The organism is Streptomyces sp. A0642 (assembly GCF_004795105.1).
Taxonomy (GTDB): Bacteria; Actinomycetota; Actinomycetes; order Streptomycetales; family Streptomycetaceae; genus Streptomyces.
This window is the reverse complement of sequence record NZ_SSBL01000001.1, coordinates 145478-170782: the sequence shown is the minus strand read 5'-3', so window position 1 is coordinate 170782 and position 25305 is coordinate 145478. Positions and strand designations below refer to the sequence as shown.

Sequence of the window (25305 nt, the reverse complement as noted above, 5' to 3'; positions counted from 1 at the left end):
GCAGGCGTGCCTCTCTCGCAAGATCGGTAGCGGTCGGTGGGCAGGTCCTGGTACTAGTCGGCCGTGGCAGGAGACCTGTGGACCCCAGTGATTTCGATGGCCGGTGTGGTTGTAGGCGGGGCGTTGACGTATCTGACGCAGCGCACGACGCAGCGGACGGCCGACCGGGCTGAAGAACGAAGACGGGCTGCGGCGTGGGCGCAGGAGCGTCGTACCGAGCAGATCAGGACCGTGCAGGAGTTCATCCGGTGCGCGCTGGAGGCCGAGGGCGTGGCGCATGCCCGCCCGCCTCGGTGGGAGGTGGGTGATGACTGGTATCTGACGGCCCGGCCCGCGATGGACGGTCTTCGCATAGCGGAGAAGAGCATCGAGTTGCTGTGTGCTCCTGGCCTTCACTCACCGACGACCGCCTACGCCCGCGCCCTCAATCAAGCGGTCTGGCAGGAGCGTGACGAGGGGAACCTGTCCGAGCGCCTCGAGCCGTTCAAGGCGGAGTTTCTCGCCCTGGCACGCCGCAGCCTGGCCTGACGTCGCAGGCTCACAGCGCCTCGTTGATCGCGGCGACCAGTGCAGGCGCCTCGTAGCGCACAGCCACCGTGGGCCGGCGCGGGAGCACGGTCTCGCACACGGTCCGCCGAATCCACACGTCTGAGCGGTCCTTGCGCCGGCACGCACGGTACAGGGCTGGGGACGCGTCGGCGTTCGCCGTTCACTGGCCCAGAAGTTGGACTTTCGGCAGTATCGGAGGGCGCCCGATGTCCGTACCGTCACCTCCGTGGACATGATCGACGGTGACCCTGCGACGGGCACCGCTGTGTTACGGCGGGCATGTGATCCTCGGATCATCTTCACCGCGGCGACGGCGGTGGCTGCGGGTCTGAGCGTGATGAACCTGTGGTGGGTCGTCCCGACTGGCATAGCCGCGTTCCTGACAGGGCGACGGCCTGGGCGGACCACGCCGACGGCGCTGGCCCTGGCCGGGACTCTCGCGGTCGGTGTGGTGGCGCTGTCCGTCGTTCCTGCGTGGCTCCCTCTCGCCGGCCGGTTGGTGACTGTGATCGTTGCCGCCATGATGCTGCCCTGGTTCGCGGGTCGGTTCTGGTGCCAGTATCAGCAGCTTGTCCGGGCCGGGTGGGAGCGTGCCGATCAGCTGCAGCGCGAACAGCAGCTGATCGCCGATCAAGCCCGGCTGCGCGAGAGGGCGCGTATTGCCCAGGACATGCATGACGTGCTCGGCCATGACCTCAGCCTGATCGCCCTGTCGGCCGGCGCGCTCAAACTCGCACCGGGCCTCGAAGAACACCACCGAAACGCCGCGGGAGACATCCGAGCCAGAGCCGCAGCCGCGGTGGAGCGTCTCGGGGAGGTGATCGGTGTTCTGCGTGAGGAGACCGGTACAACGCCCATGGATGCCAACGACTCCAGCCTTGCGACCCTGAGCTCCGAGGCTTCCGCGGCCGGTCTCAAGGTGGAGCTGCGCATCGACGGTGAGGCGGACGACCCGCCGCCCGTGGTCAGACAGACGGCTCACCGGGTCGTACAGGAAGCTCTGACCAACGTTGCCAAGCACGCGTCCGGTGCGGCCGTGACGGTCCATGTGACGCATACGGCAGCGGAGACAAGGGTCGTGGTGGAGAACGGTCCGCCCTCGTCTGCGGCCAACCAGCGGCCCCGGCCCGGGAGTGGAGGACGTGGCCTGATCGGTCTCGAAGAACGTATGCGGTTGACCGGCGGTTCGTTCGGCCACGGCCCGCGCGACGGAGGCTACGCGGTCGTCGCGCGTATCCCGCACACACCCTCGCCACCCCTGCCGCTCGCGCCCTCCGCCTCCTCCGGTGACGAGCTGCCGCAGGAACATCGCCGTGCTCGGCGCCGGGTCGGCCGGACCCTGGCCGCCGCCGTCATGCTGCCCCTTGTGACGGGAGCTCTGCTGAGCGGAGCTCTCATCGGAGGGGAGATGCTGGCGGCGTCACAGTCGGTTTTGGACCCACGCGACTATGCCCGCCTGCGTGTAGGGCAAGATCGTTCCGAGGTGGAGCGTCATCTGCCGGACCGGCAGGCGAACCCTCGACCGCTGACCGCCGAGCCGACGGGAGACGGCATAACGTGCGAGTACTACGCGATGACGGCCGACCGGTTCGACGACCGGTCCGGCGACGCCTACCGGCTCTGCTTCCGGAAGGACATCTTGGTGTCCTTGGACACGATCACGCCGTGAGCGTCCGATGATCCGGGTGCTGATCGCAGACGACGAGCCGATGATCCGCGCAGGGGTACGCGCGGTTCTCGCCACGGATGCGGACATCGAAGTCGTCGCCGAAGCCGTCGACGGGCACGACGCCGTGGAGATGGTCCGGCGCCATCGTCCCGCGGTGGCTGTACTCGATATCCGCATGCCGGGGATCAACGGCATCGACGCCGCCGCGGAGATCCGCAACACGGTGCCGACCACGAGCATCATCATGCTGACGACCTTCGGGGAGGACGATTACATCCTCAAGGCGCTCGGCGGTGGTGCGGCGGGCTTCCTGATCAAGTCGGGCGAGCCCGAGGAACTGATCACCGGAGTCCGTGCGGTGGCCGAAGGCGCCGCCTACCTGTCACCGAAAGTCGCGGCCCGGGTCATCGCCCACCTCGCCGCGACGGGCGCGGGCACCCTGGCCGGTCGGCGCTCCGCCGCCCGCGACCGGGTCGCCGCCCTCACCGCCCGGGAGAGGGAGGTCCTGGCCCTTCTCGGAGGCGGCCTGTCCAACGGGCAGATCGCCCGGCGGCTCCATGTGGTGGAGGGAACGGTCAAAGCCCACGTGAGTTCCATCCTGGCGAGGCTGGGCGTGGACAACCGGGCCGCTGCCGCGGTCGTAGCCCACGAGGCCGGGACCGTTCCGCCTTGTGCCCAGCCGTGATGCAGCCAACTGGGCAACGGGCATGAACGCGAGCAGCACGGCAGCCACGACCGCGCCGCCGAGCGTCGCGCCGGCGAGCACGTCGTGCGGGTAATGGACCCCCACCAGCACGCGCAGCAGTGCAGCGGCCCCGGCCAGCGGCAGCGTGATCGCGGCGAGGCGGGGCCGCAGCACGGCGAGACCGACGGCCAACCCGGCGGCCAGGGTGGCGTGGTTGCTCGGGAACGACCAGTCCCCCACTCCGGGGCATTCCGCGACGGGTTCGGCGGCTGTGCGTAACGCACGGCATGGACGCTCCTCGTCCACCACGAGCTTCACCGCTTCGCTCACCGCATAGGCCACGACAGTGCCGAGGCCGATCAGCAGGGATCCGGCAATCCCCCGTGCGTCTTCGCGGCGGATTGCCGTCCACCCCATCCAGACCAGCAACATTCCGAGAATCACAAGAGTGCCCTCGCCGGCCGCTTCCAGGAGCGGGCCCAGCCATGACGGTGCGTCCGCCACCGCCCCGGTCACCGACCGGTACGCGGACGCCGAAGCTCCACCCGTGACCTCGACAGCACTCATCTCACCCAGCCCGCCGGGGGACAGCCAAGTGACAACCCCTGCTCCCGAGCCCAGGACGGCTAACGCGCCGAGCAGCCCACCGGCTCGGACTTTCCTTCGCGGTTCTTGTTCCATGACCCCGAACGTAGAAGCGGGAAGAGCCGAGAACCCGAGCCGAATGGCAACACCGGACCTCGACGATCGTCAGGGTTGACAGCTACGGACGCCTTCGTGCCGCGTCACCCCGCACACCTCGTCCTCACGCGCGTAGGGGGCTACCGGCCCGGCCGTAACGGATCCACGGCCGCTCAGGAGAGCAGGTCGGCCTGGTTCCGGCGCCGTGTTGCACGCCCGCCCGGTCTCGGCGCCGGGCCGGAAATCCACAACGCTCCTCACGAAGGACGGTGAGCCCGGCGCGCCGTGGCCGACGGCATCTTCGGGTCTCAGACAGCGATGCGTTCGAAGACCGCGGCGAGGCCCTGACCGCCTCCGATGCACATGGTCTCCAGGCCGTAGCGGGCCTCGCGGCGGTGCAGTTCGCGGGTGAGGGTGGCGAGGATGCGGGCGCCGGTGGCGCCGACGGGGTGGCCGAGGGAGACGCCGGAGCCGTTGACGTTGATCCGCTCCTCGTGGTCCCGCTCGCCGAGGCCCAGTTCGCGGGTACAGGCCAGCACCTGGGCCGCGAAGGCCTCGTTGAGCTCGATCAGGTCGAGGTCGGCGAGGGTGAGCCCGGCGCGGGCGAGCGCGGTGCGGGTGGCGGGGACGGGGCCGATGCCCATCGTGGCGGCGGGCACGCCCGCGCGGGCGAAGGAGACCAGGCGCACCAGCGGGGTGAGCCCGAGGCGCTCCGCGGTGGCGGCGCTGGTCACCAGGCAGGCGGCCGCCGCGTCGTTCTGGCCGCTGGCGTTGCCCGCGGTGACCGTGGCCTCGGGGTCGGACTTGCCCAGGATCGGGCGGAGCGCGGCGAGCTGTTCGGCGGTGGTGTCGGGGCGGGGGTGTTCGTCGGCGGTGACCACCGTCTCGCCCATGGGGGTCCCCCCGCTCGAGCGCAGCCGAGAGTGGGGGAGGGTCTTCACGGTGACGGGGACGGTCTCCGCCGCGTACCGCCCCTCGGCCATGGCGCGGCCGGCGCGCTGCTGGGAGCGCAGGGCCAGGGCGTCCTGGTCGGCGCGGCTGATGGCGTACGCGCGGCGGAGGTTCTCCGCCGTCTCGATCATGCCGCCGGGCACCGGGTGGTTGACGCCGCCCGCGGTGACGCGGCCGCGGGCCAGCGAGTCGTGGAGCTGGAGTCCGGGGCCCTTGATGCCCCAGCGGCCGTCGTGGGTGTAGTACGGGGCGGCGCTCATCACGTCGACGCCTCCGGCGATCACCACCTCGCTGAACCCGGCCCTGACCTGCATCGCCGCGTCGAGGACGGCCTGGAGCCCGGAGCCGCAGCGGCGGTCGGTCTGGAGGCCGGTGACGGACTGCGGGAGTCCGGCGTCCAGGGCGGCGACCCGGCCGATGGCGGGGGCGTCGGAGGACGGGTAGGCGTGCCCGAGGATCACCTCGTCGACCCGGTCGGGGTCGATTCCCGTACGGGCGACGACCTCGGCGATGACACGGGCGGCGAGGGAGGCCGGCGTCTGCCCGGCGAAGGCCCCGCCGAAGCGGCCGATGGGGGTGCGCAGCGGTTCGCAGATCACGACGTCGTTCTGGTCGGTCACAGCGGGACCTTTCCGGGAGTGGACGGGGGGAGACAAGGGTGTGTCACGACCCTCGCACCCGACCACTGAGTAGGTCCAATATCCAGTTCCCCCTGATCCAAGACGCATGGCGTCTCAATGCGCCCCGGTCCGCTGCCGTGACCTCGCTTCCGTCGCGGGGGGGGTGCCCCTATCTCTTTCGTCAAGGGTCGGTCGCCGTGGTGGTCGTGCTTCGTGGACCACGGCATGGAGCCGGGAGGAGGCTGGCGGTGTCGTCGTCTGCGGGAGGTGTGCGACGCCAAGAAAACCACTTGATCCGCTGGCCTACGGTGCTCGCATGACGAACACGCTCCGCCTGGAAACGGTCACTGCCGCCAACTTCGATGTCGCGATCGGCCTGAAGGTTCGCCCTGATCAGGAGCGCCTGGTCGCGCCGGTCGTGAAGTCCCTCGCTGAGGCGTACGTGTACCCAGGCATCGCTTGGCCCCGCATCATCTTCGACGGCGAGCGGCCAGTCGGTTTCCTCATGGCTTTCCTCGACATCGACTTCGCGGGCGACGGCAGGGGCGCCGACATCCGCTCGGGCCTGTGGCGGCTTAACATCGCGGTCGGCGAACAGGGCCGCGGCTATGGCCGCTTCGCGGTCGAGTCTGTGGCCGCTGAAATTGGCCGCCGCGGCGGCACCCGCCTGACCACCACCTGGCACCCGGGCGAGGACGGCCCCGAGGGGTTTTATCTGGGGCTGGGGTTCCGGCTGACCGGAGAGATGAGCGGGGATCAGAAGGTCGGGGAGTTGGAGTTGGGCAAGGCGGATCCGACGGGCGGCGCAGTGCACCTGCCGCATGTGGAAGGTTCCTCCTTGTAGAGGTCGGTTTGCCTTGCACTTGGTGACCGTACGGCCGGAGGCCGCGGCGGCACTCGGAGGCCGAGAGGTGCGAGCTGCTTGTCCAGGTGGACGCTCCGCTGCGCGAGGACGTGCCGATTCTTTCCGCCCTCATCCGCGAGGCCGATGCTCCACTCCCGTACCTGTCCAAGGTGCTTTCCCGGCTCGGGGTGCGGTACGCGGCAGATTCCACCCAGATCAAACGCTGGGCCGCCGCCGAGTCGCAGCGGGCGTTCGCCGCCCACGGAACACCGCCGCGGACTATGCCTCCGCGCTACTCGTTGAAGCCGGAAGCACCGGTAGTGCACCGCTCGGCAAGGGCGGACGAGGCGTGGCGCGGAGCGGATCGGCGCCCGTCCGATCGTTCGGAGACCGTGGCCAAGTACGTGGTCAGGACGACCGCGGCCGACAGCCTGACCGTGAAGCGTCTGCGTGAGCTCGCACGAGAGGTCACGGACGTTCTCGCAGGTCTGGACGGCCCGGCCAGGAAGAAGGCCCGGAAGGTAGTGAGGGACGCGCAGTCCTGGCTCGCCCATCGCGATGCGGCGGGTGTCCCGTCGCAAGGGCGGAACGTGGCGCGCGAGAGTGCCGCCTACCACGTTCGGTCCCTCAGGGGCGCGCTGAACGTGGCACAAGCCGACATGAGGGAGGTGGAACAGCGGCGTCGCGCTGCGAAGAAGGAAGAGGCGCGGCTGCTCAAGGAAGCGCAGGACCGGCAGAAGACGAAGGCCGCGCATGCGGATCCGCCGACTGAGCAGCTCGTACCGGTCGAGGTGAACGCTGTGGAACGGATCACGCAGCAGCTCGTGGGCGTCGCCGTACGGGGCGGGACGATTCCGATCCATGTGCTGGACACGGGTGGGACGGGGCACGGTGCCCGCCACTGGCTCATCGCGGTGTCACGGCAGATGTCCCGCTGCTTTCCGCGCTGGTGACGGGGGCGGATGGGGGGGCCGGTGTCCTTCTTCCGCGACATCCTCATGGCGGCGGGTCTTGCTGTTCCGCAGACCGATGAGGCGCTGTTGAAGGTCTGGTGCCGGGAGCAGGAACGCGATTATGCCGCGTACGGGAACCCGCCAAGAGAGCTTCCGCCACGCCTCGTGCCGAAGGCCGGTGGGTAGTTTCGGAGGAGGGGCAGCACAGGCCGGTGACCGCGGAATGCCGAAGGCTTCACACGACAGCGACGCGCGGATCATTCCTGAGAGAATTCGTAGGTCGCGCGCCGGTAGGGCTGGGAGACTGCGGCCAGGCGTCGAGGTGGCCACAGTTCGTCCCGCTCGTTGAGGCTCACATCAGAACCCCGACGCAGCAGCCAGATGGTTTCGGACTGGAAGTTCAGTACAGCGTCGCCCGGCGTGCGGTCCAGCAGTCCGGAGACCAGGCGGACCATGTCGTCCTGTTGGTCCGGGTAGTCGCTGGACCTGCCGAGTTGGAACCGCACCCCGACCGTGGGGGTGAACCCGAGATCGGTGATGACGGGATTCCACGGCTGCGGTGTCTCCTTGCCGACGCGGATCCACGTGCCCTTCGTTGTCAACGCACCGTCATTGAGGACCAGATCAGGGGCAATGGACTCGTCGAACAGTCCAGCGGTTCGTGCGACGTCGCAGAGTGCATGGGCGACCTGCGAAGCAGTCTGCTCGGTCGCCATGTCGAGGTTGTAGGAAATGCTCATGCTGCTGGTCCCTTTTCGGAGCGCTAGGGGAAGAGATGCAGGATGTTGCCGTACTTGTCGATCGAGATGACTTCCTTCAGCCCCGGGGTTGGCCAGTCGTGCAACTGGGCTCTCATCTTGGCCAGGTCGACGGCGCTGTCGCTCAAGTTCAGTACGATACGGTCCGCCTGATCATTTTTGACCTTCTTCCCCATCTCGGATGCGATGTTGCGGGCGTTTCCTCCACTGGGTGCATAGCAGTCAAAGACCTTGCCGTTGATCTTGTAGTCAGGGTTCCTGCTGCCCGGGATCTGAGGCCCGTGCTCGACGTCGTACCCCTTCTGAGCCAACTTGTCGGCCGCCTCGTTCTGACGTGTGATCGCACGCCTGGTCTCACCGTCCGCGTTCTTGGGGATGCCTTCCGGATTCCCCTGCGGCTTGGCATTCGGCTCGGAGGCGCGATCAGGCAGCGTCCGCTCGGGGCCGGAGGTGCTCTCTCCACCCTCGAATCCCGCACCTGCCGTCATCAGCGCGATCCCGGCGGTGCCGAGAAGGGCGGCGTTGACGGCGGCTTCGGCCGTGATCGCGCCGACCGATACTCCGGCCGCCGCCCCGCCGGCTGCGAACGCCAGGCCACCGGGCGGGAACAGGGCGAGGAGCGACAGCAGTATGAGCGCGAAGCCCAGGTACACAGCGAAAGTGCCGAGTGCGTCGAGCAGGTGGAAGGTGGATATCGCCTTGCCCTCCGGGCCCGCGTCGCCCAGTCCGCGCGAGAGAAGCAATGTGCCCGCGGTGGCCGTTCCCAGCGCGGTGCCTACACGGAAACGGTGAACGATCAGCAACTCGCCGAGAATCTGAGCCGACGCAGCCCCCCAGGTGCGGATCAGGCCGATCAGTTGCCAGGCGATCCAGGCGAGGGCCGCGACTCCAAAGCTCATGAGTATCTTCGGGCCGGGGCCTGTGGCGAAGAAGTGCTGAACCTTGGCGGTGGAGGTGAACGAACCGATGCCGAGGAAGAGAAGCGCAGGGAGCATCAGTACCCAGGGGATCAGCATGAGCCACTTGCGCCGGGCGGTGTTGCGCCGTGCCGCCCCGAGCTGGGCACGTATCGCATCGGCTCGCCAGGCATCTTGACGATCGGAGACATCCATCTGCGCGGTGATCCCGGCCACGGCGCGGCGCAACGGTTCGGTTTCGGAGGACGGGGCGAGAGCGCCGGCGTAGAGCAGGGAACGGCGCAGCCTGACGTAGCGCAGCGCGATCAGCAGACTCCACGGGAAGTTCCAGGCGGCGTAGCGCAACAGTGCGGCCATGCCGTCGCCGTCGGCTCGTTCGGTGGCCAGCAGCACGCCGGGCATGGCGTGTTTGCCGCGGTGTATGTGGTGCAGGTCGACGGCCATCGCGATGCCCAGACATACCAGGGGCGCAGCCCATACCCGCGCGTCCAGTGTCTCCAACCACTGCCCGGCTTGGCCGGTGGAGTCCTGTGCAACATAGTTGTTCAGCGCGTGGTGGGCCGAGGCGGCTGCGATGGGGAGCAAGGCCAGCAGTCGCACCCAACCCCGTGTCCGCCACAGCAGGCCAACTCCCAGGCCGGCCACGGCCGACCACACCAAGTGTGAGAAGGTCTCTGCCGCCGGGGGGCCGACAAGGGTTGACTGGCCGAACGGAGCGGGCAGCCAGGCTGTGAAAACCTGGCTCGGACCAGGTACGTAGGGTGGGCTGAGGCTGTCGGGGATGATCCAGCCGCCATCAGCGCCCGCGATCGCGCGGTTCGCGTCCAGGCCGAAGCGGAGAACCGACTCCAGCAGCCCGAATCCTCCACCGAGTGCTGCGCCCAGCACCACGAAGTCCGTCAGCCCCCATTGCTGTCTCGCTTTGAAACTGAGGCCGACCAGCAACAGCGGGGATATCTTGATGAGTTCCTCGACCCAGGGCGCAACCGTGTAGCTGGTGGAGTTCACCACCTCCACCAGCGGGTGGCCGGATTGGTGCGCGTAGACGCGCGTGTACGCGAGTTGGAGCAACGCCGTTGCCACCCCGCAGGCGTACACCCCGACCATGAGCGCGAGCAGCACTGTTGAGAGCCGAACCGAACGGGTCGGCCACGACAGGAGGAACAGCTGCAGTACGCCCCACACGGCTGCGCACGCCATAACCAACGTCACTTCCGGCCCCCAAGCCCGTGAACCACATCAGCTTCGCAAATGCGAACGCTATGATAGGTGTTCGAATGAAGCCGCGACAGTCCTCGGCGCAAATTCGTCGGTGGTGGCCGTAGTGCTGGTGACGGGTAGCGCTGCTCGATATGGAGGGGCCCTGTTCTCGCATGCGGCGGTGGTCCACTCGATCTCACGCGGTCGCTGCCGTAGCGCTGTTAAAGCAACTTCAGGCGGTAAGTTGCATGGTGTGCGGAGCACTCGCTGCTCCTGGACGCCCGGCTCCCGGGCTGCGGCCATGCGGAGGCCGGGGTGGTGCGCTCCTGGGGGCATGCGAGCGCTTGCTGGCGGCCATGGTGCGGGCAGCGGCAGGCAGGGTTCGGGGGCAGTCTGACGGCGTCAGGCTTCGCTGGTGCGACGTCGGAGCAAGTCGCCTGCTGACAGAACGGGCAGGCCGAGGTGGCGACAGTCCCTGCCTCGTGTACCGCGGTGTCACCGATCCGTCTCCACATCTCGGTCGCACCGGTCCGCGGTGGCGGCCGCGCCGGTGCCCGCGACGACGACGGTCTGCTCGTCGAGGGCGGTGAAGATGTCCTCGATCAGCCGCTCGGCCATTCTCGGTGCCTCGGGCCGGATCAGGGTGATCAGGCGGCGTCCGGCCTTGCGGATCAGGGCCGGGGAGCCGTATCGCTCCAGGATGGTGAGTACGCCGGGTGCTGGATGCGCGGGCCCAGGACCCGTTCCAGCGAGGGGTGGATCTGGGTGAGTAGGCCGCGCAGCCGGTTGGCGGTGCGGGTGACTTCGCCGCCGAGGTCGTCGTCGTATCCGGCGCGCATGTCGAGCTCGGCGATGGTCTCGTCGGTGGCGGCCAGGGCGCGCAGGGTGTGGGGCATGGTGCGGGCGGCGTCGGCGATGATGAACGCGTCGCGGGCGTCGGTCTTGGCCTAGGGCGTGTTTCGAAAGTAGCGCCGTCCGCCCGGAGGGCGGGCTCGGCGGCGTCTGGTGCGTGCGATCGCAAGGAGGAGGGGCGCCCCGATACTGGCTGTATCAGGGCGACCCCGACAACGCGGCGAGCAATGGGGTCTCCCCTGCTCGAGCGAAGCCGAGAGCTCGGGGAAGTGCCAGACGTCGCCGAGCAGGCGGGACTTTCGAAACACGCCCTAGCCCGAGTAGAGGTCAGCGATGCGGCGCATGGTCAGCCCGGGCAGGTAGGCGACCAGGCAGCCCGCGTCGCGGGCGACAGCCAGCGGCAGAGCGCCGATGTTGGCGGGCTGGTCGACGACCACCAGCACGGTGTCGTACTTCGCGCTCAGCTTGTCGAACAGGGCCCGCAGCTTGGGTTCGCTGTTGGGTAGCCGCTTGTCGAAGACGGTCTTGCCGGCCGGGGTCAGGCCCCGCCCGTGGTGTTCGCCCTTGCCGACGTACAGGCCGAGGAAGACGGCCACCTCACCGATCTCGATCACCAACAGCCTCCGCTAACGCGCTCGTGTCCCCGGCCTCACCTACGGCACCAGATGCCGGCATCCACGTGACGAAGGCCTGCCGTGCCCGTCGCCGGGTCGGCGGTCGTGCCCCTAATCAGCGGTCTACCGGTGCCTCCGGTGCCCGGTGACACCACCCCCCGGATCATGCGTACGACAGGGGGACACAGTCATGCCGGGCCCGGAGGCCGGAAGCCCCAATTCGGGGCCACGAAAAAGGTAACGGGGGACCCGCCCCGAGGGCGCCGGCGCCCTCGGGGCCGCTTCGGACGAATCCGGAACGGCCCCACGGCTGTCTTCGGCCGGGCGGAAGCCGTCAGATACGGGCCTGGGTCGCGAGCATGAGGCGAAGGGCGCGGGTCATGGCGTTGTCCGCGCCGAAGTCCACACCGGCGGGCACCTCGACGAGCTCTCCGTGGGCGAGGACCAGGACCCCGCAGGAACCGTGGCGGGCCGTGCCGGCGCCGCCCAGCCAGTCCCCGTACGCGGCGGACGTCGTGTCCAGGTGCTCCCTGCTCCTGCGTCCCACCTCCGCCATCAGGTCGTCGACGCCGGTCAGTTCGTCGACGGAGGCGAACGGAATGCTCACCACCGGCTCCTGGACCAGGCGGACCCGCGGCTCCTCTTCGCGCCGGGTCCCCTCCGGCGGCGCCTCCGGCAGCAGCCCCCGGCCGAAGCGCGCGAAGTACAGCAGGCTGTGCGCGGAGTCGATACCTCCCACGAACGGCCGGTCGAAGCTCACCTTGCGGTTGCTCACGATGTACTCCCGCGGGATCCGGGGGTCCTCCGGGACCGGCCAGTGCACCTCCCCCGAGGACACGTCCCGCCAGGGCACGTAACGCCGGATGTCGTCGGAGGCGGACGGCGGCATCAGCTCGACGCCGAACCTGCCGGGGTCCTTGGCCACGATCGAACCGGGCGTGAGGGAGAACACCCCGATGCCCGAGGTGGTCCAGAGCTTCTCGTGGTCCTGCAGGAACTCGTACGTCGCCAGCGCCTCCTCCCTGGTCTCGGTGGGGAAGCCGGTGAATCCCATCATCTGCGCCGCGATGCCGTTGCGCGCCAGCTCCGCCAGGACGTCCGGCACCAGGTCGATCTTGACACCCTTGTCGATCAGGTCGAGGACCCGCTGGGTGCCGGACTCGTAGCCGAAGGAGACCGCGACGCAGCCGGAGGCCGCGAGGAGTTCACCCACGGCGCGCTCGGGGAAGGTGCGCTCCAGACGGAGCTCCGCGGACCACCGGAGGTCCAGGGACGATTCGGCGAGGGCTGCGGCGAGTGTGCGCAGGTAGCGGGGGGACATGGCGTCCACGGCGAAGTACAGGGTCCTGCCGAAGCGGCCGGCTTCCCGGAGGTCCTCCAGCACGGCGGGCACGGGACGTTCGCGTGAGGGGGAGGTCGGCCGGTCGGTGTTCAGGCCGTAGTCGCAGAAGGTGCACTTGTTCCAGTAGCAGCCCCGGGTGGGGCTGTAGAGGATCACCGGCTCGGGCGCCCAGTAACGCTCCCAGTCCCACACGTCGTACGCGGGAGTCGCGAGCGCCGCCACGCTGCCGTACGCGATGTCGGGGGCCGGCCGGGACCGTGTCATCACCCCGCCGATGCCGTCGAAGCCGGCGCCGCCCCTGACCGCGCCGTCCCCGATCGCGTCGAGGATCCCGACGAGCGCCGACTCGCCCTCGCCGGGGACGATCAGGTCGGCGTCCTGGAAGACCTGCCAGGGCGCCGCCGGGTCCGTCGCGTACTTGACCACGTCACCGACCTCGGTGCCGCCGAAGACGATCACCGTGTCGGGCAGCACGGTCCTGATCAGGCGTGCCATCCGCAGGGCAACGGGCAGTTGGCTGGTGTAGTTGACCGAGAGTCCCACCATCGCCCAGGGCCGCGTCCGCAGCCTCGGGACGAACTCGTCGGCGAAGTACCCTTCGAAGGGGCGGGCGACGGCCGCTACCGCCGCCGGGTCCGACAGGTCCGCCGTACTGCACAGGTTGACGGTGGACTTCACCCGCATCGAGAAACCGTCCGCCGAGCCGGGCGGCATCTCCAGGGCGAGCAGGTTCCACCACCGGCTCATCACCGCCACCGCCTGGGCGTAGGTCGGGGGGTGGTAGAAGAGCTCGGGATCCTTGAAAACACCGATCGCGTCGCGCGCGGACGTGTCGGTCAGACCCTCGGCGGCCAGGGCCTGCCGGTAGCGGATCTCGTCGTGGCGGCGAGGAGCCCCGGACCTCCCCTCGATCTCGGCGCGGGTCCGGCGGGCGGATGCGAGCGACGCGCCGAAGCGCCCGGGATCGGCGAGGTATTCGAAGGCGTCGAGGTTGGCGTCCACGCAGCCGTACGTGGTGTGGCCGGCCTCCCTGGCGGCGCCTACGAGGTACGGGATCGAGTGGTAGGCGGTCGTCGGGTCGGTCACCGGTGGATTGACCAGCAGGTACGCGGTGTTGCCGGCGGCCCGCCCCGGCTCCCGCCCCCGCCCCGGCTTCCGCGCGCGGTCCGCCTCCTGCGCGGACCACGGCATGCCCAACGGAACGAACACGCTCATCGCTGTGACTCCTGACTGTTGTCCTGCCGTGGATACGTGGAACGGACGGCCGGCGCGTCGGGTACCGACCCCTCGGCCGGATCCGGCGACGCGGGGCGGGCCTGCGGCGCGTACTCGGTACCCGAGCGGTGGTCGCGGAACGCCTTCTGCGTGAGCGCGCCCAGTACAGCGAGGGCGATGGCCGCGCCCGCCACCGGGAAGAACGGCGCCGCCCCGAGGTGGCGGACCCCGAAGCCGGCCACGGCGACGGAGACCGGGAAGGTGCCCATCACGGCCAGCATCACCAGGCTCATGACCCGGCCGATCAGCGCCGGCGGGGCCCACACCTGAAGCATCGTCACCACGACGATGTTCTGCCAGCCGCTGGCGATCGAGTAGACACAGACGCACACCGCGGCGCCGACCAGGCCTCCGGCGTACGGGACGGCTCCCAGGGCCACGCCCATGACCACCGCGAGCGCGGCGAACAGATAGGCGGGCGAGTCCACCGGCCGGCTGCGGGCGGCGAGCACGGAGCCGGCCAGACCGCCCAGGCTGAGACAGGTCAGCAGGACTCCGTAGCCGGTGGCGCCCATGCCCTGGTGTGCCAGTTCGGGCAGCGCCACCTCGATCGTGCCGCTGAAGGCCAGGTTGCATACCAGGGCCACCACGAGGACGACGTGCAACAGCCGTCCGTGACGCAGGAGTTCGACGAAGGACGGCTTGCGGGACGTGTCCGTTCCGGTGCCGCCCGTGCCGTCTCCGCCGTCGTCGCCGTCCTGCCCGGTCGTCCCGGCCCGCGCCTGCGATTCCTCGTCCGCCGTGTCCGCGCGGGTGCTCATCCGGGCGAGCACCACCGCCGACACCAGGAAGGACATGGCGTCGACCGTGAGCGCCGGACCTGCCCCGAAGGCCGCCACCAGGGCGCCGCCGGCGGTCGGCCCGACGAGACCGCCGACCTGGTTGACCATCGTGGAGAGGGCGTTGCCCCGGCCCAGGTCCTCCTTGGTCAGCAAGGCGGGCAGGAGAGTGTAGGACGCGGGGATGAACATGCCGGAACAGGCGCCCAGGATCACCGCGATGGGGGCCAGCTGGGCCAGCGTCGGCGTCCCCGTGGAGGCCACCACCGCCAGGATGCCGACGGCCACGGCGCGCACCAGGTCGGCGATCAGCATCACCCGCCGGCCGCCGATCCGGTCGGCCACCACCCCGCCCAGCGGGATGGTGACGACCCGGGGGATGCCGTAGCAGGCCAGGACCGTGCCGAGCAGGACCGGGCCGCCGTCGCCGGACAGGATCAGCCAGGGCAGCGCGACCGCGTAGCAGTAGTCGCCGACCGTCGACGAGAGCTGTCCGGCGAGCAGCAGCCGGAAGCCGCGCACCGACATCGGTCCGCTCGCCAGTACCGCACGCATCCTCTGTCCGGCTGGTGCCACGTCTCCTCCTGCATCCGCTGATGGTGGCGTCCCGTCCTGTCCCGCCCTGCCCGCGCCGCCCCTCCCGGCACTCAGCCGCCGAGCGGCCCGACGGGCATGTGCAGGAACTCGCTGATCACCGCGGTCACGGTGGCGGGCGGCGGCAGACCGAGGTTCTTCTGGACGTCCTGGGCGGCGACCTGCCAGGCGGGGGCCGGCACCGGGTCCACGACGGCGTGCCCGTCCGCCCGCAGCTGGGCCACATTGCGGCGCACCGCCGGCCGCTCCCACATCAGGCGGTTCATGCTGGGGAAGAACAGCACCGGGCGCTCATGGGCCAGCAGCGCCGAGCTGAGCAGCCCGGAGGCGAGTCCGTGCGCTGCCTGACCGAGCATGTTGGCCGTGGCGGGAAGCACGACGAACCGCTCCGCCCATACGGCCGGGGCGACATGACCGGTCGTCAGTTCGTCCTCGCCGTCGCAGTACACCTCCGGGCACAGCAGCCGCATCGTCGCGGCCGGTACGAGCGCGGCCGCGGACCGCGTCATGACCATGCGGATGTCGACGTCGACGCCGAGGCCGGTCCGCAGGGCCATGAGGTACTGCGGCAGCGCGAGCACGTTCCCGGACCCGCACACCCCGAAGAGCAGGCGGCGCGGGGCGCCGGCCCCGGGGGAATCCGTCATCACCGGACCCCGGAGGCCTCACCGGGCACGGGGTTCAGACCGCACTGGGAAGCTACGAGGTCCAGCCGGTCCTGGAAGTTGAACTTGTAGCCGGGGCAGGGCGGATGGCCTTCCTGCCACGCCTTCGGGCAGGACCCGCCGCAGGTCGGCATGAACACGCACCCCTTGCACCAGGTCGTGCCCTTCTCGATCTCGTCGTTCCAGCCGTCGAAGGGGCCGACGGGGCGCACGGGCTCGGGCCCCGCCCGGTCGATGTGCGTCAGCGCGAGGGTCTGCTCGGCCTCGGGGACGAGCGGGTACTCGCTGCACGAGAAGATGTTGCCCGTACTGCTGATGATCTCCGACGAGAGGGTCGTGGCGGGGCAGAGGACCTTCTTCGCCACGTTCGGGAGCAGTTGCGCGTGGAGGCCGTGCTGCGACAGCAGCCGGAACCAGTGCGTCTCCTGCTCCGCGAAGGCCTGCTTAGACACCTCGATCGCCGACACGTCGTTCCCCCACGAGTGGACCGGGACGATCGAGAAGGACACATTGGGGTGGGCGAAACCCAGCTCCGCCATCAGCTCGATATAGCGGGGAACATCATCCTGGTTGTGCGCGTCCACGTTCGTGCGGAACGTGAAATGGGCCGATTGTAAATCCGGTTCGTCGAGTACGGAACGCACGGTGCGCACTATTTTCCAGAAGGAGCCCTGGCCACTTTTCAGCGGCCGGTGTTCATCGTGAATCTCCGGTGGCCCGTCGACCGTGATCTCGAAATGGCTGACCCCGCACGAGCGAATGAGGGTGTCGATTTTCCCGGGGGTGAGCAGTGAGCCGTTCGTGACGATCACCGACGAGTAGTCGATTCCGCGCTCGGCCGCGGCCCGGACGAACCGGGGCGCCAGATCACGGATGATCGCGTACCCCATCATCGGCTCGGCCCCGAACCAGTCGATGCGCACCCGGCGGGTCTCCGGGGCGGCCACAGCGCGCAGGACGCGGTCGCGGACCCGGCTGCGGTGGGTGTGCGACAGCCCGCCGCGGGTGTGCTGCTGCCCGCAGTAGGCGCACCCCATGTTGCAGTAGGACGTCGGCAGCAGGGCGATGTGGACCGCCGAGCGGTCCGCCGAGGCACTCCGGTTGCGGTCGAGTACGGCGGACAGCTCGTCCTCACCGGCCGGTACGAGCACCTCCGCCGCACGCAGTGCGCCGGCCCATGCCGGGGAGAGGGCGGCCGGCTCACCGGTCTCCAGCGCCCGGGCGGTGGCGAGGTCGACCGCCATGGTGCTCGCGGTGCGGGTGCTGTACGCGAGCCGCACGCGCACGCCCGCGGCGTCGGCGTATGCGTGATCGCTCATCACCAGGTACTTGCTGACTTGGTCCATCCCAGCCCTCCACTGTGTCCGGGCATACGGCGGTGCGGAGCGCGTCCCTGCGGCCGGCCCGGCGGCCGAAGCCGCCGGACCGGCCGCATACGTCGCGCTGGGATCAGCAGACGACGTTGGTGTTGGAGTCCGACTGCTGACCCTCGACCGCGGCGGACACGGCGTTCAGCCGGTCCTGGATCGAGCCCAGGACCGCGACCTCGTCGGGGCTCAGGGCGGCGAAGACCTCACGCTCGGACGCGGACAGCAGCTCGACCGGGGTGCCGGCGCGGCGCAGCGCTTCGAGGGGTGCTTGCGACATGTGTCACTCCTTCGTGGAGACGGGCACTGGCTGGTGCAACGGCAAGGCTGCTCCGGTGGCCCCCGGCTTCCTATCCCCCGATCGACTATGGATCCGCGGCGTTCCCCTGTGGATCCGCGGCCGGGGCGGCTCGCGCGAGGCGGGACCGCCCGGTCTCGACCGGCCCCGACGGCCGGCGGAATCCGGCCATAGGGAAAGCGCCAAAGGGGCCGAGTGGCTTGATCGGTGACTTGAAACCGTCATCGACTGTTCGCGTAAATCGCCTTCTTGTCCGGAACATGACCCGCCGCTATTCTGACCCCGTGAGTGATGAATGCCGCTTGCACGCCCACGCTTCGCATACCGAATCAGGGGTAAGAGGTTTGACCAGGCGTGAGATTCTGATCGCTTCGCTCGTGGCCGCCGGATCTTCGAACCGCAATATCGCGAAAGCTCTCTGCATCAGCCCGCACACGGTGGCGGCCCATTTATGCAACATGCTTCGGAGAACGGGCGCGTCGAACCGGACGGAAATGATCGCGCGACTGTACGCGCAAGGAGTTCTGGTTCAGGGAAGCTGGCCGCCCCTGCCCGCGGAGGAGCGGAAGCAGCAGGAGGCCGTCGGCGTCCTCGCGGCGGCGGCAGTCGCGGAGCACTCCATCGGACCGGCCGGCGTCACGCTCGACTGGCCGAACTACGGGAACGAGGTACCGGTAGCCATGACCTTCGACGCCCTGCACGCCCTACGTGAGGCCGGCCACCCGGTGGACCTGCTGGCGGTCGAGCAGCGCTCCGTCCTTTCCGCGCTCAGCGAGCTCGAGGTCCAGGTACTCAACTCGGTCAAGGAGCGTCTCGAAGCGGTGGCGGGAGAGGTGGAGGGTCAGGACCTCAAGCTCCTGTGAACGGTGCCGCGCGGTGCGGCAGTTGCCGTACCGCGGTGCCGGCCGGAGCCCGGTTCTGCCCGGAGTGCGGCACCCCGCTCACCGGAGGGGCGCCCTCCTCGGACAGTCGCAGGATCGTCACGGCGGTCTTCATCGACCTCGTCGGTTCCACCGTGCTCGCCGAGACCCTCGACCCCGAGGCCCTGCGACGCACGATGGACCAGTACTACACGGCGTGCACCACGGCCGTCACCGAACACGGCGGAGTCGTCGAGAAGTTCATCGGCGACGCCGTGATGGCCATCTTCGGGGCGTTCGTCAGCCATGAGGACGACGCCCTGCACGCGGTCCGGGCGGCCTGCGCCGTACGCGAGGCCGTGTCGGCCATCGGCACCGGGCCCGCGTCCGGCTCCGGCTCCGGCGGAGGGGTGCGACTCGACACCCACTGTGGGATCGCGTCGGGAGAAGCCGTGGTGGCAGGGGCTCTCGGCGGCGCCGCCCGGGTGGTCGGCGACGTCGTGCACACCGCCGCCCGCCTCCAGTCCCACGCCGAGCCGCACGAGATCCTCATCGGCGGCGAAACGGCCCGCCTGGTGGGCAACAGGGTCCGCCTGGAGACCGTCACGCCCCTGCGGGTGAAGGGCAAGCGGGACCCCGTCCCCGCCTGCCGAGTCCTCGGCCTCCTCGACGGCGCGAGCCAGGAGGACCTCGTCCCGCTCGTCGGCCGGCAAGCCGAACTGAACGGTCTGAAACAGGAGTTCAGCACGGTGCGCCGCGAGCGCCGCAGCCGTCTCATCACGGTCACCGGTCCCGCGGGCATCGGGAAGTCGCGCCTCGTCCGGGAGTTCCTGGCCGGCCACTGCGACGAGGGCACCGTGGTCCTGCGCGCCGGCTGCCAGGCGTACGGCGCCGGGCTCGCGTACCGCCCGCTGGCCGAGGCCGTCTGGACCCTGCCCGGCGGCTGGGAGCAGGTGAAGAGCACGCTGGAGACGCTGCACCCGAGCGCCGACCGTGCCGTCACCGCCCTCGCCGTCGCCCTGGGCGTCCGCACCGAGTGCGGGCTCCCGGTGAGCGTGGACGAGATCGGGTGGGCGGTCCGGCGGCTGCTGGAGGCTCTGGGGCGGCGCAGCGACGTGGTCCTGGTCCTGGAGGACTTCCAGTGGGCGCAACCGACCCTCATCGACATGATCGCCGACCTGTCCGGCGGGGCCTGCGACGCCGCACTGCTGGTCGTCTGCGTGGCCCGTGCCGAGACGGCCGCACCGCCGGGCGGGCCGTCACCCGTACTGCCTGACGTGCCGCGCGCCGTGTCCGCCGCTGCGGCGCGGACGCCGGGCGAGGGCCTCATGGTGTGCCTCGACCCCCTCCCCCTCGATCAGACCGAACGGCTCGTCGGCCTCCTCGCGGACCGGCTGGAGATCGCCGCGCAGGAGGCGGTCCCCACCGACGAGGCGCTGGCCGGGGTGGTCCGGGAATGCGACGGCAACCCCCTGTTCGCGGAGCTGCTGCTGGAGAACCTGGCCGGCCGCCGGTCCGTGGCCCCGGGCGTCCCCACCACGATCCGGGTCCTGCTGACCGCCTGGCTGGACCGGTTGCCGGCCGCCGACCGCGCCGTGCTGGAACGCGCGGCGGGCGTGGGCGGATCGTTCACCGCCGAGGATGTGCGCGCGCTCGCCGAGGACGCGCCCACGCTGTCCGGCGAAGTCCTGGACGACGCGCTGGGCAGGCTGCGGGGGTCCCGGGTGATCCACCTGTACGGGCCGCCCGGCGCGTACAGGTTCACCCGCATGCTCGCCCGGGACACGCTGTACGAGATGACGTCCAAGGCCCGGCGCGCGGCCTGGCACACCGTGCTCGCGGACCGGCTCGAAAACCGGTCGCTGGGCCCGTCCGTGCCGGGCCCGGCGGCGGAGGGCGACCTCGCCCACCACCTGGAATCCGCGTGCCGGCTCCTCTCCGAGGCGGACCCGGGCGACCCGAGGCTGCCCGCCCTGAGCGGCCGCGCGGCGCGTGCCCTCGTGGCCACGGGTTACCGGGCGCTGCACCGCCGTGACCTGCCCGCCGCCGTCTCGCTGATGGAACGCGGCCGCGACCTGACACCGGACGGCGATCCCCAGCACCGGGTACTCGCCGCCCGCATCACCGACGCGTACGCGGCGCTGGGCCGCTGGGACAGCGCCCGGCAGGCCGTGGCCGAGGCCGAGCGCAGGAACGTACGGGACCTCCCGACGCACGACACCTGCGCCATCCTGCGTGAGCTCATCGCGCTGCGCTCGGGCGAACCGGAGCCCCCGGCCGGCCATGGCGGCCCGTACGCGCCGGGGGATCGGAACGCCACGGGTACCGGGCGCCTCCCCGGTACCGCGTGCGCCCCGCCCGGGCCGGGGGACGACCTGAGCTGGTGCAGGCTGCACCAGCTGTCCTCGCTGCGGAGTTTCACCGAGGGCCGGATCGGCGCCGCCGAAAGTGCCATGCGCGAGGCGCTCATCCGGGCCCGCGGGCTCGGCGACACCTATGAGGGCAACCGGATCCTCGCGTCGATCTGCGAACTGACGCAGTGGTCGCCGACCCCGCTCACCCAGGCGATCGCGCTCTGCGAGGAACTGGTCCTGCGCTTCGACGGCGACCGCGGCCTGCTGGTGCCGATCCTCCTGACCCGGGCCCGTCATCTGGCCCTGTCGGGCCGGGTCGACGGCGCCCGCGAGGACGTCGCGCTGGCCCGCCGGCACTCCGACGACCTCGCCCTGACCCTCGGCGGCATCGCGGCCGACCAGACAGCGGGGCTCGTCGAGTCGCTGTCCGGCGCGCACCTGTCGGCCGCCGGCCACTACGCGGCGGCGGCGGCCGGACTCGCCGGACTCGGCCAGACCAGAACCGCGGCGACCCTGCGCCTGTACGCGGCCCGGGAGCGGTTCTGCGCGGGCGACGGCGTCGACGCGGCCGTGCTCGCCGAGCCCCCTGCGGACACGCCGTCGGAGACCCGCACCCAGGCCGTCCGCCTGGCCCTGCGGGCACGGGTGCGGGCGCGGGCCGGCGCGTTCGGGGAAGCGGTCGCGGCCGCGGAGCGCGCCACCGCCACCCTGGACGGCACCGACGACCCCTGTCTCATCGGCGACGTCTGGTTCGAGGCGGCCCGGGTCCTGGACGCCGCCGGTGATCCGGCGCACGCCCGGCGCGCGGCCGAGCGGGCCCTGGCCGCCCTGACGGCGAAGGAGGCGGTCCTGCCCGCCCGGACCGTACGCGCCTGGATGGCCGGGCTGGAGAAGGAGAAGGAGAACCGATGAACGATCCGCCCTGGAGGCAGACGTCGAGGGCCTGCACGCCGGGAGTGCCGGCCTGGGGCACCACCCGTGCGCGCACCCTGAGGGAGTTCTCGACCGTACCGATGGACTCGGTCTCCCCCGAGTGGGCCTGGGGCGGCGCCGACGGTTCCGGCGTCCGCGTGTGTGTCGTGGACAGCGGAGTCGAAGGCGGCCACCCGCTGGTCGGCACGGTCGACCGCTCGGTGACCGCCGTCCAGAACGACGAGGGCGGGGTGGACATGGAACCGTGCGCCCCCACCGACCGAGCCGGGCACGGAACCGCCTGCGCGGGAGTGATCCGCTCCGTCGCCCCGCAGGTCTCCGTCTCGTCCGTCCAGGTGCTGACGGACGGCAAGACGGGCAGCGGCCCGGCCCTGATCGCCGGACTGTCCTGGGCCATCGACCAGGACTTCGACGTCATCAACCTGAGCCTGGCGACGACCCGGCCGGACCTGGCCGCGCAGCTCCACGAACTGGTCGACCGGGCCTACTTCCGCCGGTGCACGCTCGTCGTCTCCGCGCACAACCGGCCCGTGCCCAGCTATCCCTGGTCGTTCTCCTCGGTGGTCTCGGTCGCGAGCCACGACGAGGACGACCCGATGACCTACTACTACAACCCCTCGCCGCCCGTGGAGTTCCACGCCCGCGGCGTTCGCGTGCCCGTGGCGTGGCCCGGCGGCGGCACCATCCGCTCGACCGGCAACAGCTTCGCCGCACCGCACATCTCGGGCCTGTGCGCGCTGATCCTCGGCAAGCATCCCTGGCTCACCCCGTTCCAGCTCAAGACGGTGCTGTTCCTCTGCGCCGGGAACATGACCGGTCGACTTGGAGGTGCGCATGACAAAGCCTGATGATGCCGCGACGCCCACGGAGCGCCGCCTGCTGCAGTCCGTCGTGGAAGTCGCGCGCCACGCCTTCGGCGCGGCGGCCTCCTCCATCTTCCTCGTCGACGCGGAGGCCGGTGACCTGGTCTTCGAAGCCGTGGCCGGCGAGGGGGACGACCAGCTCGTCGGAACCCGCTTCCCCGCGGGGACGGGCATCGCCGGATGGGTCGCCGCCTCCGGCCAGTCGATGCTCGTCGACGACCTGCGCGACTCGAAGCACTTCTCCGGCGAGGCGGCCGCCTCCACCGGGTACGTGCCCAACAGCATCATGGCAGCGCCCCTGTTCAGCGAGGACGAGTGCATCGGGGTGCTGGAGGTGCTGGACCGCGGGGCCGAAGGCGTCAGGGAGATGGCCGACGTCGAACTCCTCGGCCTGCTGGCCGACCAGGCCGCCATCGGCCTGGAGATGCTCACCCGGCTGCGCGCCGCCGAGCCCAGCCGGCGTTCCGACAAAGCCCTCCAGCTCCTCGAACTGGCGGAGTCGCTGCTGGCCAAGTCCCATGGCTGAAAGGTGCGTCCTGATCTTCAGCAGACGCGGCGACAGGGAGGCCACCGAGGTGGCCTCCCTGCTGCGCAGGATCGGCGTGCCCGTCCACCGCCTCGATGCGGACGGCCTGGCGGGCGTCGAGGCCACCTGCGAACCCGACGGCATGCTGACCCTGGACGGACACCGCTTCGCCCCCACCGTGACCTGGCTGCGCCACTTCTCCCTGCGGGCCGCACCGGGCGGGCCGCAGGCCGGGCCCGTCGGCGGCCGGATGGTGTACCGCGACGCGTGGACGGTGCTGGCCCACCAACTGGCCCTCGCGTCCCCGGCGTCCATCGGCGCCTTTGACCCCGGCCAGCTGGTGCAGCGGGGCCACGCCCGGGCACTCGGCGTGCGCACCCCGCGGGGCGTGGTCACCACCGACCCTGCGGAGGCCGCGCGCCTGCTCCCCGCCGGACGGTACGTACTGAAGGTCGTCGACCGGCACTTCGTCGAACCGGCTCCGGGCCGGCTCGCCTGGTACCTGCCGCAGGTGCTGGACCGCTCTCGGCTCACCGGCATCCCGGGCCTGCCCCGCGGCACGCCGGTCGTGCTCCAGGAGTACGTCGAGCACGACGCCGAGTTCCGGGTCTACTTCGCCGGGGGCGAACTCCACGCCTTCGACGTGGCCAAGGCGCACCCCCGGGACATCTGGGCCCACCCGGACCGGGTGCGCGTGCGGTACGTCCGGCCCCCGGCCGCCGTGGCCGCGGCCGTACGCGCCCTCGCCGGGGCGGCCGGCCTCACCTACGGGGCGTTCGACTTCCTCTCCGACCGGGGCGAGGCGGTGTTCCTCGAGATGAACGCCCACGGCGACTGGCACTGGTTCGAGCACAAGGCCGGTGTCGACCTGGTGACCCGCGCGGTCGTGCGGACCGTACGGGACCTCCACCGGTCCGCCGTGGGCGACGCCCGCCCCGCGGCGGTCGGTCTGCTCACCTTCCTCGGGGCGGGCGCGGGTGCCGGCGCCCTCGCGCCCGAGCGCCGTCCGTCGTGACCCGGCCCGGCGCCGGACCGGGGATTCCGCTCGGACGCTTCAGGGGCCGGCGCGGGAGGGGGCTCGGGGCGACGGGCGGGTCAGTGCTCCGGAGTGGGCAGCGCGTCCTCGGCGACGGCGAGTACCGCGCGCAGGGCGGCCGAGGGGTTGTCGGACCGCCAGGCCAGCGCCGCCTGCCGTCTGATCGGCGGCCCGGCGAGGGGCCGGTAGACGAGGCCGCTCTGCTGGATGTGCTGGACGGAGGTGACGGTCAGGGTGACCCCGACGCCCGCGGCGACGAGCGCGAGGATCGTGTACGAGTCGGGGGCCTCCTGCACCACCCGCGGGTTGAATCCCGCGGCCTCGCACGCCCCCACCATCGCGTCGCGCACGGTGGAGCCGGTGTTCGCGGGGAACGAGACGAACGGCTCCCCCGCCAGGACCTCCAGCGGAACGCTGTCCCGGGCGGCGAGCGGATGATCGGAGGGCAGCGCGCACACCAGCTCCTCCTCGTCGATGACCCGGAAGGCCACGCCCGGCTGCGTCACCGGCAGGCGCACGAACCCCAGGTCGAGCGAGCCGTCCGCGACCCGGGCGAGTGCGACGTTGGCGTACGTCTGGCCGGTCATGACGAGTTCGACGGCCGGGTGGGCGGCGCGCACCGCCCGGGTCAGCCGGGGCAGCGTCTCGTGGCTGGAGGCGCCCGCGAAACCGATGCGGACCCGTCCGTACTCGCCGCGGCCGGCCGCCCTCGCGGCCCGTACCGCGGTGTCCAGGTCGTCGAGCACGGTCCGCACCGGCTGGAGGAAGGACTCCCCCGCGCTGGTCAGCCGTACCGAGCGGGTGTTGCGTTCGAAGAGCTGGACGCCCAGCTCCTTCTCCAGCTGCCGGATCTGCTGGCTCAGCGGCGGCTGGGCCATCTGGAGCCGCCTGGCGGCCCGGCCGAAGTGCAGCTCCTCCGCCACGGCGATGAACGCCGACAGATGACGCAGCTCCATCCCCGTCCCTTCCTCGGCGCCCCGTGACCCCTCAGGCGGTATTGATTAATCAGACGTCTTGATCCGAGCTTAATTCGGTATTGGACAGCGATCAATGGCCGCTGGCACCGTGGGGCGACGCGCGCGCCCGCACCCGCAGAGGAGCACCGTGGCCCCGACGGACC

General features: G+C 70.8%; 19 protein-coding genes and 4 pseudogenes. 11 read left to right on the top strand and 12 right to left on the bottom strand.

Annotation, left to right across the window (positions count from 1 at the left end):
- Positions 1-63 precede the first annotated feature (63 nt).
- The 3 genes from E6R60_RS00730 (at position 64) to E6R60_RS00720 (ending at position 2903) form a co-directional block, all read left to right on the top strand.
- Positions 64-528: a hypothetical protein gene (locus E6R60_RS00730; RefSeq protein ID WP_136324364.1), complete on the top strand. Its 465-nt coding sequence runs from the start codon at positions 64-66 to the stop codon at positions 526-528.
- Between the two features lie 358 nt (positions 529-886).
- A complete protein-coding gene (locus tag E6R60_RS00725; protein ID WP_240802370.1) occupies positions 887-2218 on the top strand; it encodes a sensor histidine kinase in 1332 nt (443 codons plus the stop codon).
- Positions 2219-2225: 7 nt separating this feature from the next.
- Positions 2226-2903, top strand: a complete 678-nt coding sequence (locus tag E6R60_RS00720) for a response regulator transcription factor (RefSeq protein WP_136324363.1) — start codon at positions 2226-2228, stop codon at positions 2901-2903.
- A gap of 42 nt (positions 2904-2945) precedes the next feature.
- Here E6R60_RS00720 and E6R60_RS37120 read toward each other — a convergent pair.
- Together E6R60_RS37120 and E6R60_RS00710 are read right to left on the bottom strand one after the other, a co-directional pair.
- Positions 2946-3320: pseudogene (locus E6R60_RS37120) on the bottom strand (phosphatase PAP2 family protein); the annotation flags it as partial.
- Positions 3321-3892: 572 nt separating this feature from the next.
- A complete protein-coding gene (locus E6R60_RS00710) occupies positions 3893-5155 on the bottom strand; it encodes an acetyl-CoA C-acetyltransferase (RefSeq protein ID WP_136324362.1) in 1263 nt (420 codons plus the stop codon).
- A 316-nt stretch (positions 5156-5471) separates the two neighbouring features.
- Between E6R60_RS00710 and E6R60_RS00705 the strand changes: the two genes are divergently transcribed.
- Entirely contained in the window at positions 5472-5999 is a 528-nt protein-coding gene (locus tag E6R60_RS00705) for a GNAT family N-acetyltransferase (RefSeq protein ID WP_136324361.1), read from the top strand.
- A 392-nt stretch (positions 6000-6391) separates the two neighbouring features.
- Positions 6392-6952: a hypothetical protein gene (locus E6R60_RS36515; RefSeq protein ID WP_168713517.1), complete on the top strand. Its 561-nt coding sequence runs from the start codon at positions 6392-6394 to the stop codon at positions 6950-6952.
- A gap of 257 nt (positions 6953-7209) precedes the next feature.
- On the opposite strand, the gene E6R60_RS00695 is transcribed toward E6R60_RS36515, so the two are convergent.
- The 9 genes and pseudogenes from E6R60_RS00695 to E6R60_RS00655 form a co-directional block, all read right to left on the bottom strand.
- Positions 7210-7692, bottom strand: coding sequence for a SitI3 family protein (locus tag E6R60_RS00695; protein WP_136324359.1), 483 nt, complete (start codon positions 7690-7692; stop codon positions 7210-7212).
- Between the two features lie 23 nt (positions 7693-7715).
- Positions 7716-9749: a PrsW family glutamic-type intramembrane protease gene (locus E6R60_RS00690; protein ID WP_240802334.1), complete on the bottom strand. Its 2034-nt coding sequence runs from the start codon at positions 9747-9749 to the stop codon at positions 7716-7718.
- A gap of 624 nt (positions 9750-10373) precedes the next feature.
- A pseudogene (locus E6R60_RS00685) lies at positions 10374-10774 on the bottom strand (transposase); the annotation flags it as partial.
- 225 nt (positions 10775-10999) lie between these two features.
- Positions 11000-11293: pseudogene (locus E6R60_RS00680) on the bottom strand (transposase); the annotation flags it as partial.
- Positions 11294-11627: 334 nt separating this feature from the next.
- The gene (locus E6R60_RS00675) at positions 11628-13850 is read right to left on the bottom strand and encodes a radical SAM protein (protein ID WP_136324357.1); all 2223 of its coding nucleotides are present in this window, start codon (positions 13848-13850) and stop codon (positions 11628-11630) included.
- Complete coding sequence (locus tag E6R60_RS00670; protein ID WP_240802333.1) at positions 13847-15265, bottom strand: MFS transporter; 1419 nt, start codon at positions 15263-15265, stop codon at positions 13847-13849. Before E6R60_RS00670 ends, E6R60_RS00675 begins: the two co-directional genes overlap by 4 nt.
- 71 nt (positions 15266-15336) lie before the next feature.
- The gene (locus tag E6R60_RS00665) at positions 15337-15930 is read right to left on the bottom strand and encodes a flavoprotein (protein WP_136324356.1); all 594 of its coding nucleotides are present in this window, start codon (positions 15928-15930) and stop codon (positions 15337-15339) included.
- The gene (locus E6R60_RS00660) at positions 15930-17294 is read right to left on the bottom strand and encodes a radical SAM protein (protein WP_136324355.1); all 1365 of its coding nucleotides are present in this window, start codon (positions 17292-17294) and stop codon (positions 15930-15932) included. Before E6R60_RS00660 ends, E6R60_RS00665 begins: the two co-directional genes overlap by 1 nt.
- Before the next feature lie 103 nt (positions 17295-17397).
- Positions 17398-17595: an aroma-sacti cluster domain-containing protein gene (locus E6R60_RS00655; protein WP_136324354.1), complete on the bottom strand. Its 198-nt coding sequence runs from the start codon at positions 17593-17595 to the stop codon at positions 17398-17400.
- 278 nt (positions 17596-17873) lie between these two features.
- On the opposite strand from E6R60_RS00655, the pseudogene E6R60_RS37740 reads away from it, so the two are divergent.
- The 6 genes and pseudogenes from E6R60_RS37740 to E6R60_RS00630 all read left to right on the top strand — a co-directional run.
- Positions 17874-18104 (top strand): annotated as a pseudogene (locus tag E6R60_RS37740) (LuxR C-terminal-related transcriptional regulator); the annotation flags it as partial.
- 3 nt (positions 18105-18107) lie between these two features.
- A complete protein-coding gene (locus E6R60_RS37115) occupies positions 18108-18476 on the top strand; it encodes an aroma-sacti cluster domain-containing protein (protein WP_240802332.1) in 369 nt (122 codons plus the stop codon).
- Complete coding sequence (locus tag E6R60_RS00645; protein ID WP_136324353.1) at positions 18473-21739, top strand: adenylate/guanylate cyclase domain-containing protein; 3267 nt, start codon at positions 18473-18475, stop codon at positions 21737-21739. Before E6R60_RS37115 ends, E6R60_RS00645 begins: the two co-directional genes overlap by 4 nt.
- The gene (locus E6R60_RS00640; RefSeq protein ID WP_136324352.1) at positions 21736-22608 is read left to right on the top strand and encodes a S8 family serine peptidase; all 873 of its coding nucleotides are present in this window, start codon (positions 21736-21738) and stop codon (positions 22606-22608) included. The genes E6R60_RS00645 and E6R60_RS00640 overlap by 4 nt, the downstream gene beginning before the upstream one ends.
- The gene (locus tag E6R60_RS00635; protein WP_136324351.1) at positions 22595-23149 is read left to right on the top strand and encodes a GAF domain-containing protein; all 555 of its coding nucleotides are present in this window, start codon (positions 22595-22597) and stop codon (positions 23147-23149) included. The genes E6R60_RS00640 and E6R60_RS00635 overlap by 14 nt, the downstream gene beginning before the upstream one ends.
- Complete coding sequence (locus E6R60_RS00630; protein WP_136324350.1) at positions 23142-24164, top strand: hypothetical protein; 1023 nt, start codon at positions 23142-23144, stop codon at positions 24162-24164. Before E6R60_RS00635 ends, E6R60_RS00630 begins: the two co-directional genes overlap by 8 nt.
- 80 nt (positions 24165-24244) lie before the next feature.
- Here the strand turns inward: E6R60_RS00630 and E6R60_RS00625 are convergent, their stop codons facing one another.
- Positions 24245-25141 (bottom strand): LysR family transcriptional regulator, encoded by an 897-nt coding sequence (locus E6R60_RS00625; protein ID WP_136324349.1) that lies wholly within the window; start codon positions 25139-25141, stop codon positions 24245-24247.
- Positions 25142-25305: the final 164 nt, after the last annotated feature.

Bases quoted from the DNA above. Each gene is read 5' to 3' on its own strand.
- E6R60_RS00725 (WP_240802370.1), top strand. From the start codon at position 887: ATGAACCTGTGGTGGGTCGTCCCGACTGGCATAGCCGCGTTCCTGACA.
- E6R60_RS00720 (WP_136324363.1), top strand. From the start codon at position 2,226: ATGATCCGGGTGCTGATCGCAGACGACGAGCCGATGATCCGCGCAGGG.
- E6R60_RS00705 (WP_136324361.1), top strand. From the start codon at position 5,472: ATGACGAACACGCTCCGCCTGGAAACGGTCACTGCCGCCAACTTCGAT.
- E6R60_RS00695 (WP_136324359.1), bottom strand. From the start codon at position 7,692: ATGAGCATTTCCTACAACCTCGACATGGCGACCGAGCAGACTGCTTCG.
- E6R60_RS00675 (WP_136324357.1), bottom strand. From the start codon at position 13,850: ATGAGCGTGTTCGTTCCGTTGGGCATGCCGTGGTCCGCGCAGGAGGCG.
- E6R60_RS00665 (WP_136324356.1), bottom strand. From the start codon at position 15,930: ATGACGGATTCCCCCGGGGCCGGCGCCCCGCGCCGCCTGCTCTTCGGG.
- E6R60_RS00660 (WP_136324355.1), bottom strand. From the start codon at position 17,294: ATGGACCAAGTCAGCAAGTACCTGGTGATGAGCGATCACGCATACGCC.
- E6R60_RS00655 (WP_136324354.1), bottom strand. From the start codon at position 17,595: ATGTCGCAAGCACCCCTCGAAGCGCTGCGCCGCGCCGGCACCCCGGTC.
- E6R60_RS37115 (WP_240802332.1), top strand. From the start codon at position 18,108: ATGATCGCGCGACTGTACGCGCAAGGAGTTCTGGTTCAGGGAAGCTGG.
- E6R60_RS00640 (WP_136324352.1), top strand. From the start codon at position 21,736: ATGAACGATCCGCCCTGGAGGCAGACGTCGAGGGCCTGCACGCCGGGA.
- E6R60_RS00635 (WP_136324351.1), top strand. From the start codon at position 22,595: ATGACAAAGCCTGATGATGCCGCGACGCCCACGGAGCGCCGCCTGCTG.
- E6R60_RS00630 (WP_136324350.1), top strand. From the start codon at position 23,142: ATGGCTGAAAGGTGCGTCCTGATCTTCAGCAGACGCGGCGACAGGGAG.
- E6R60_RS00625 (WP_136324349.1), bottom strand. From the start codon at position 25,141: ATGGAGCTGCGTCATCTGTCGGCGTTCATCGCCGTGGCGGAGGAGCTG.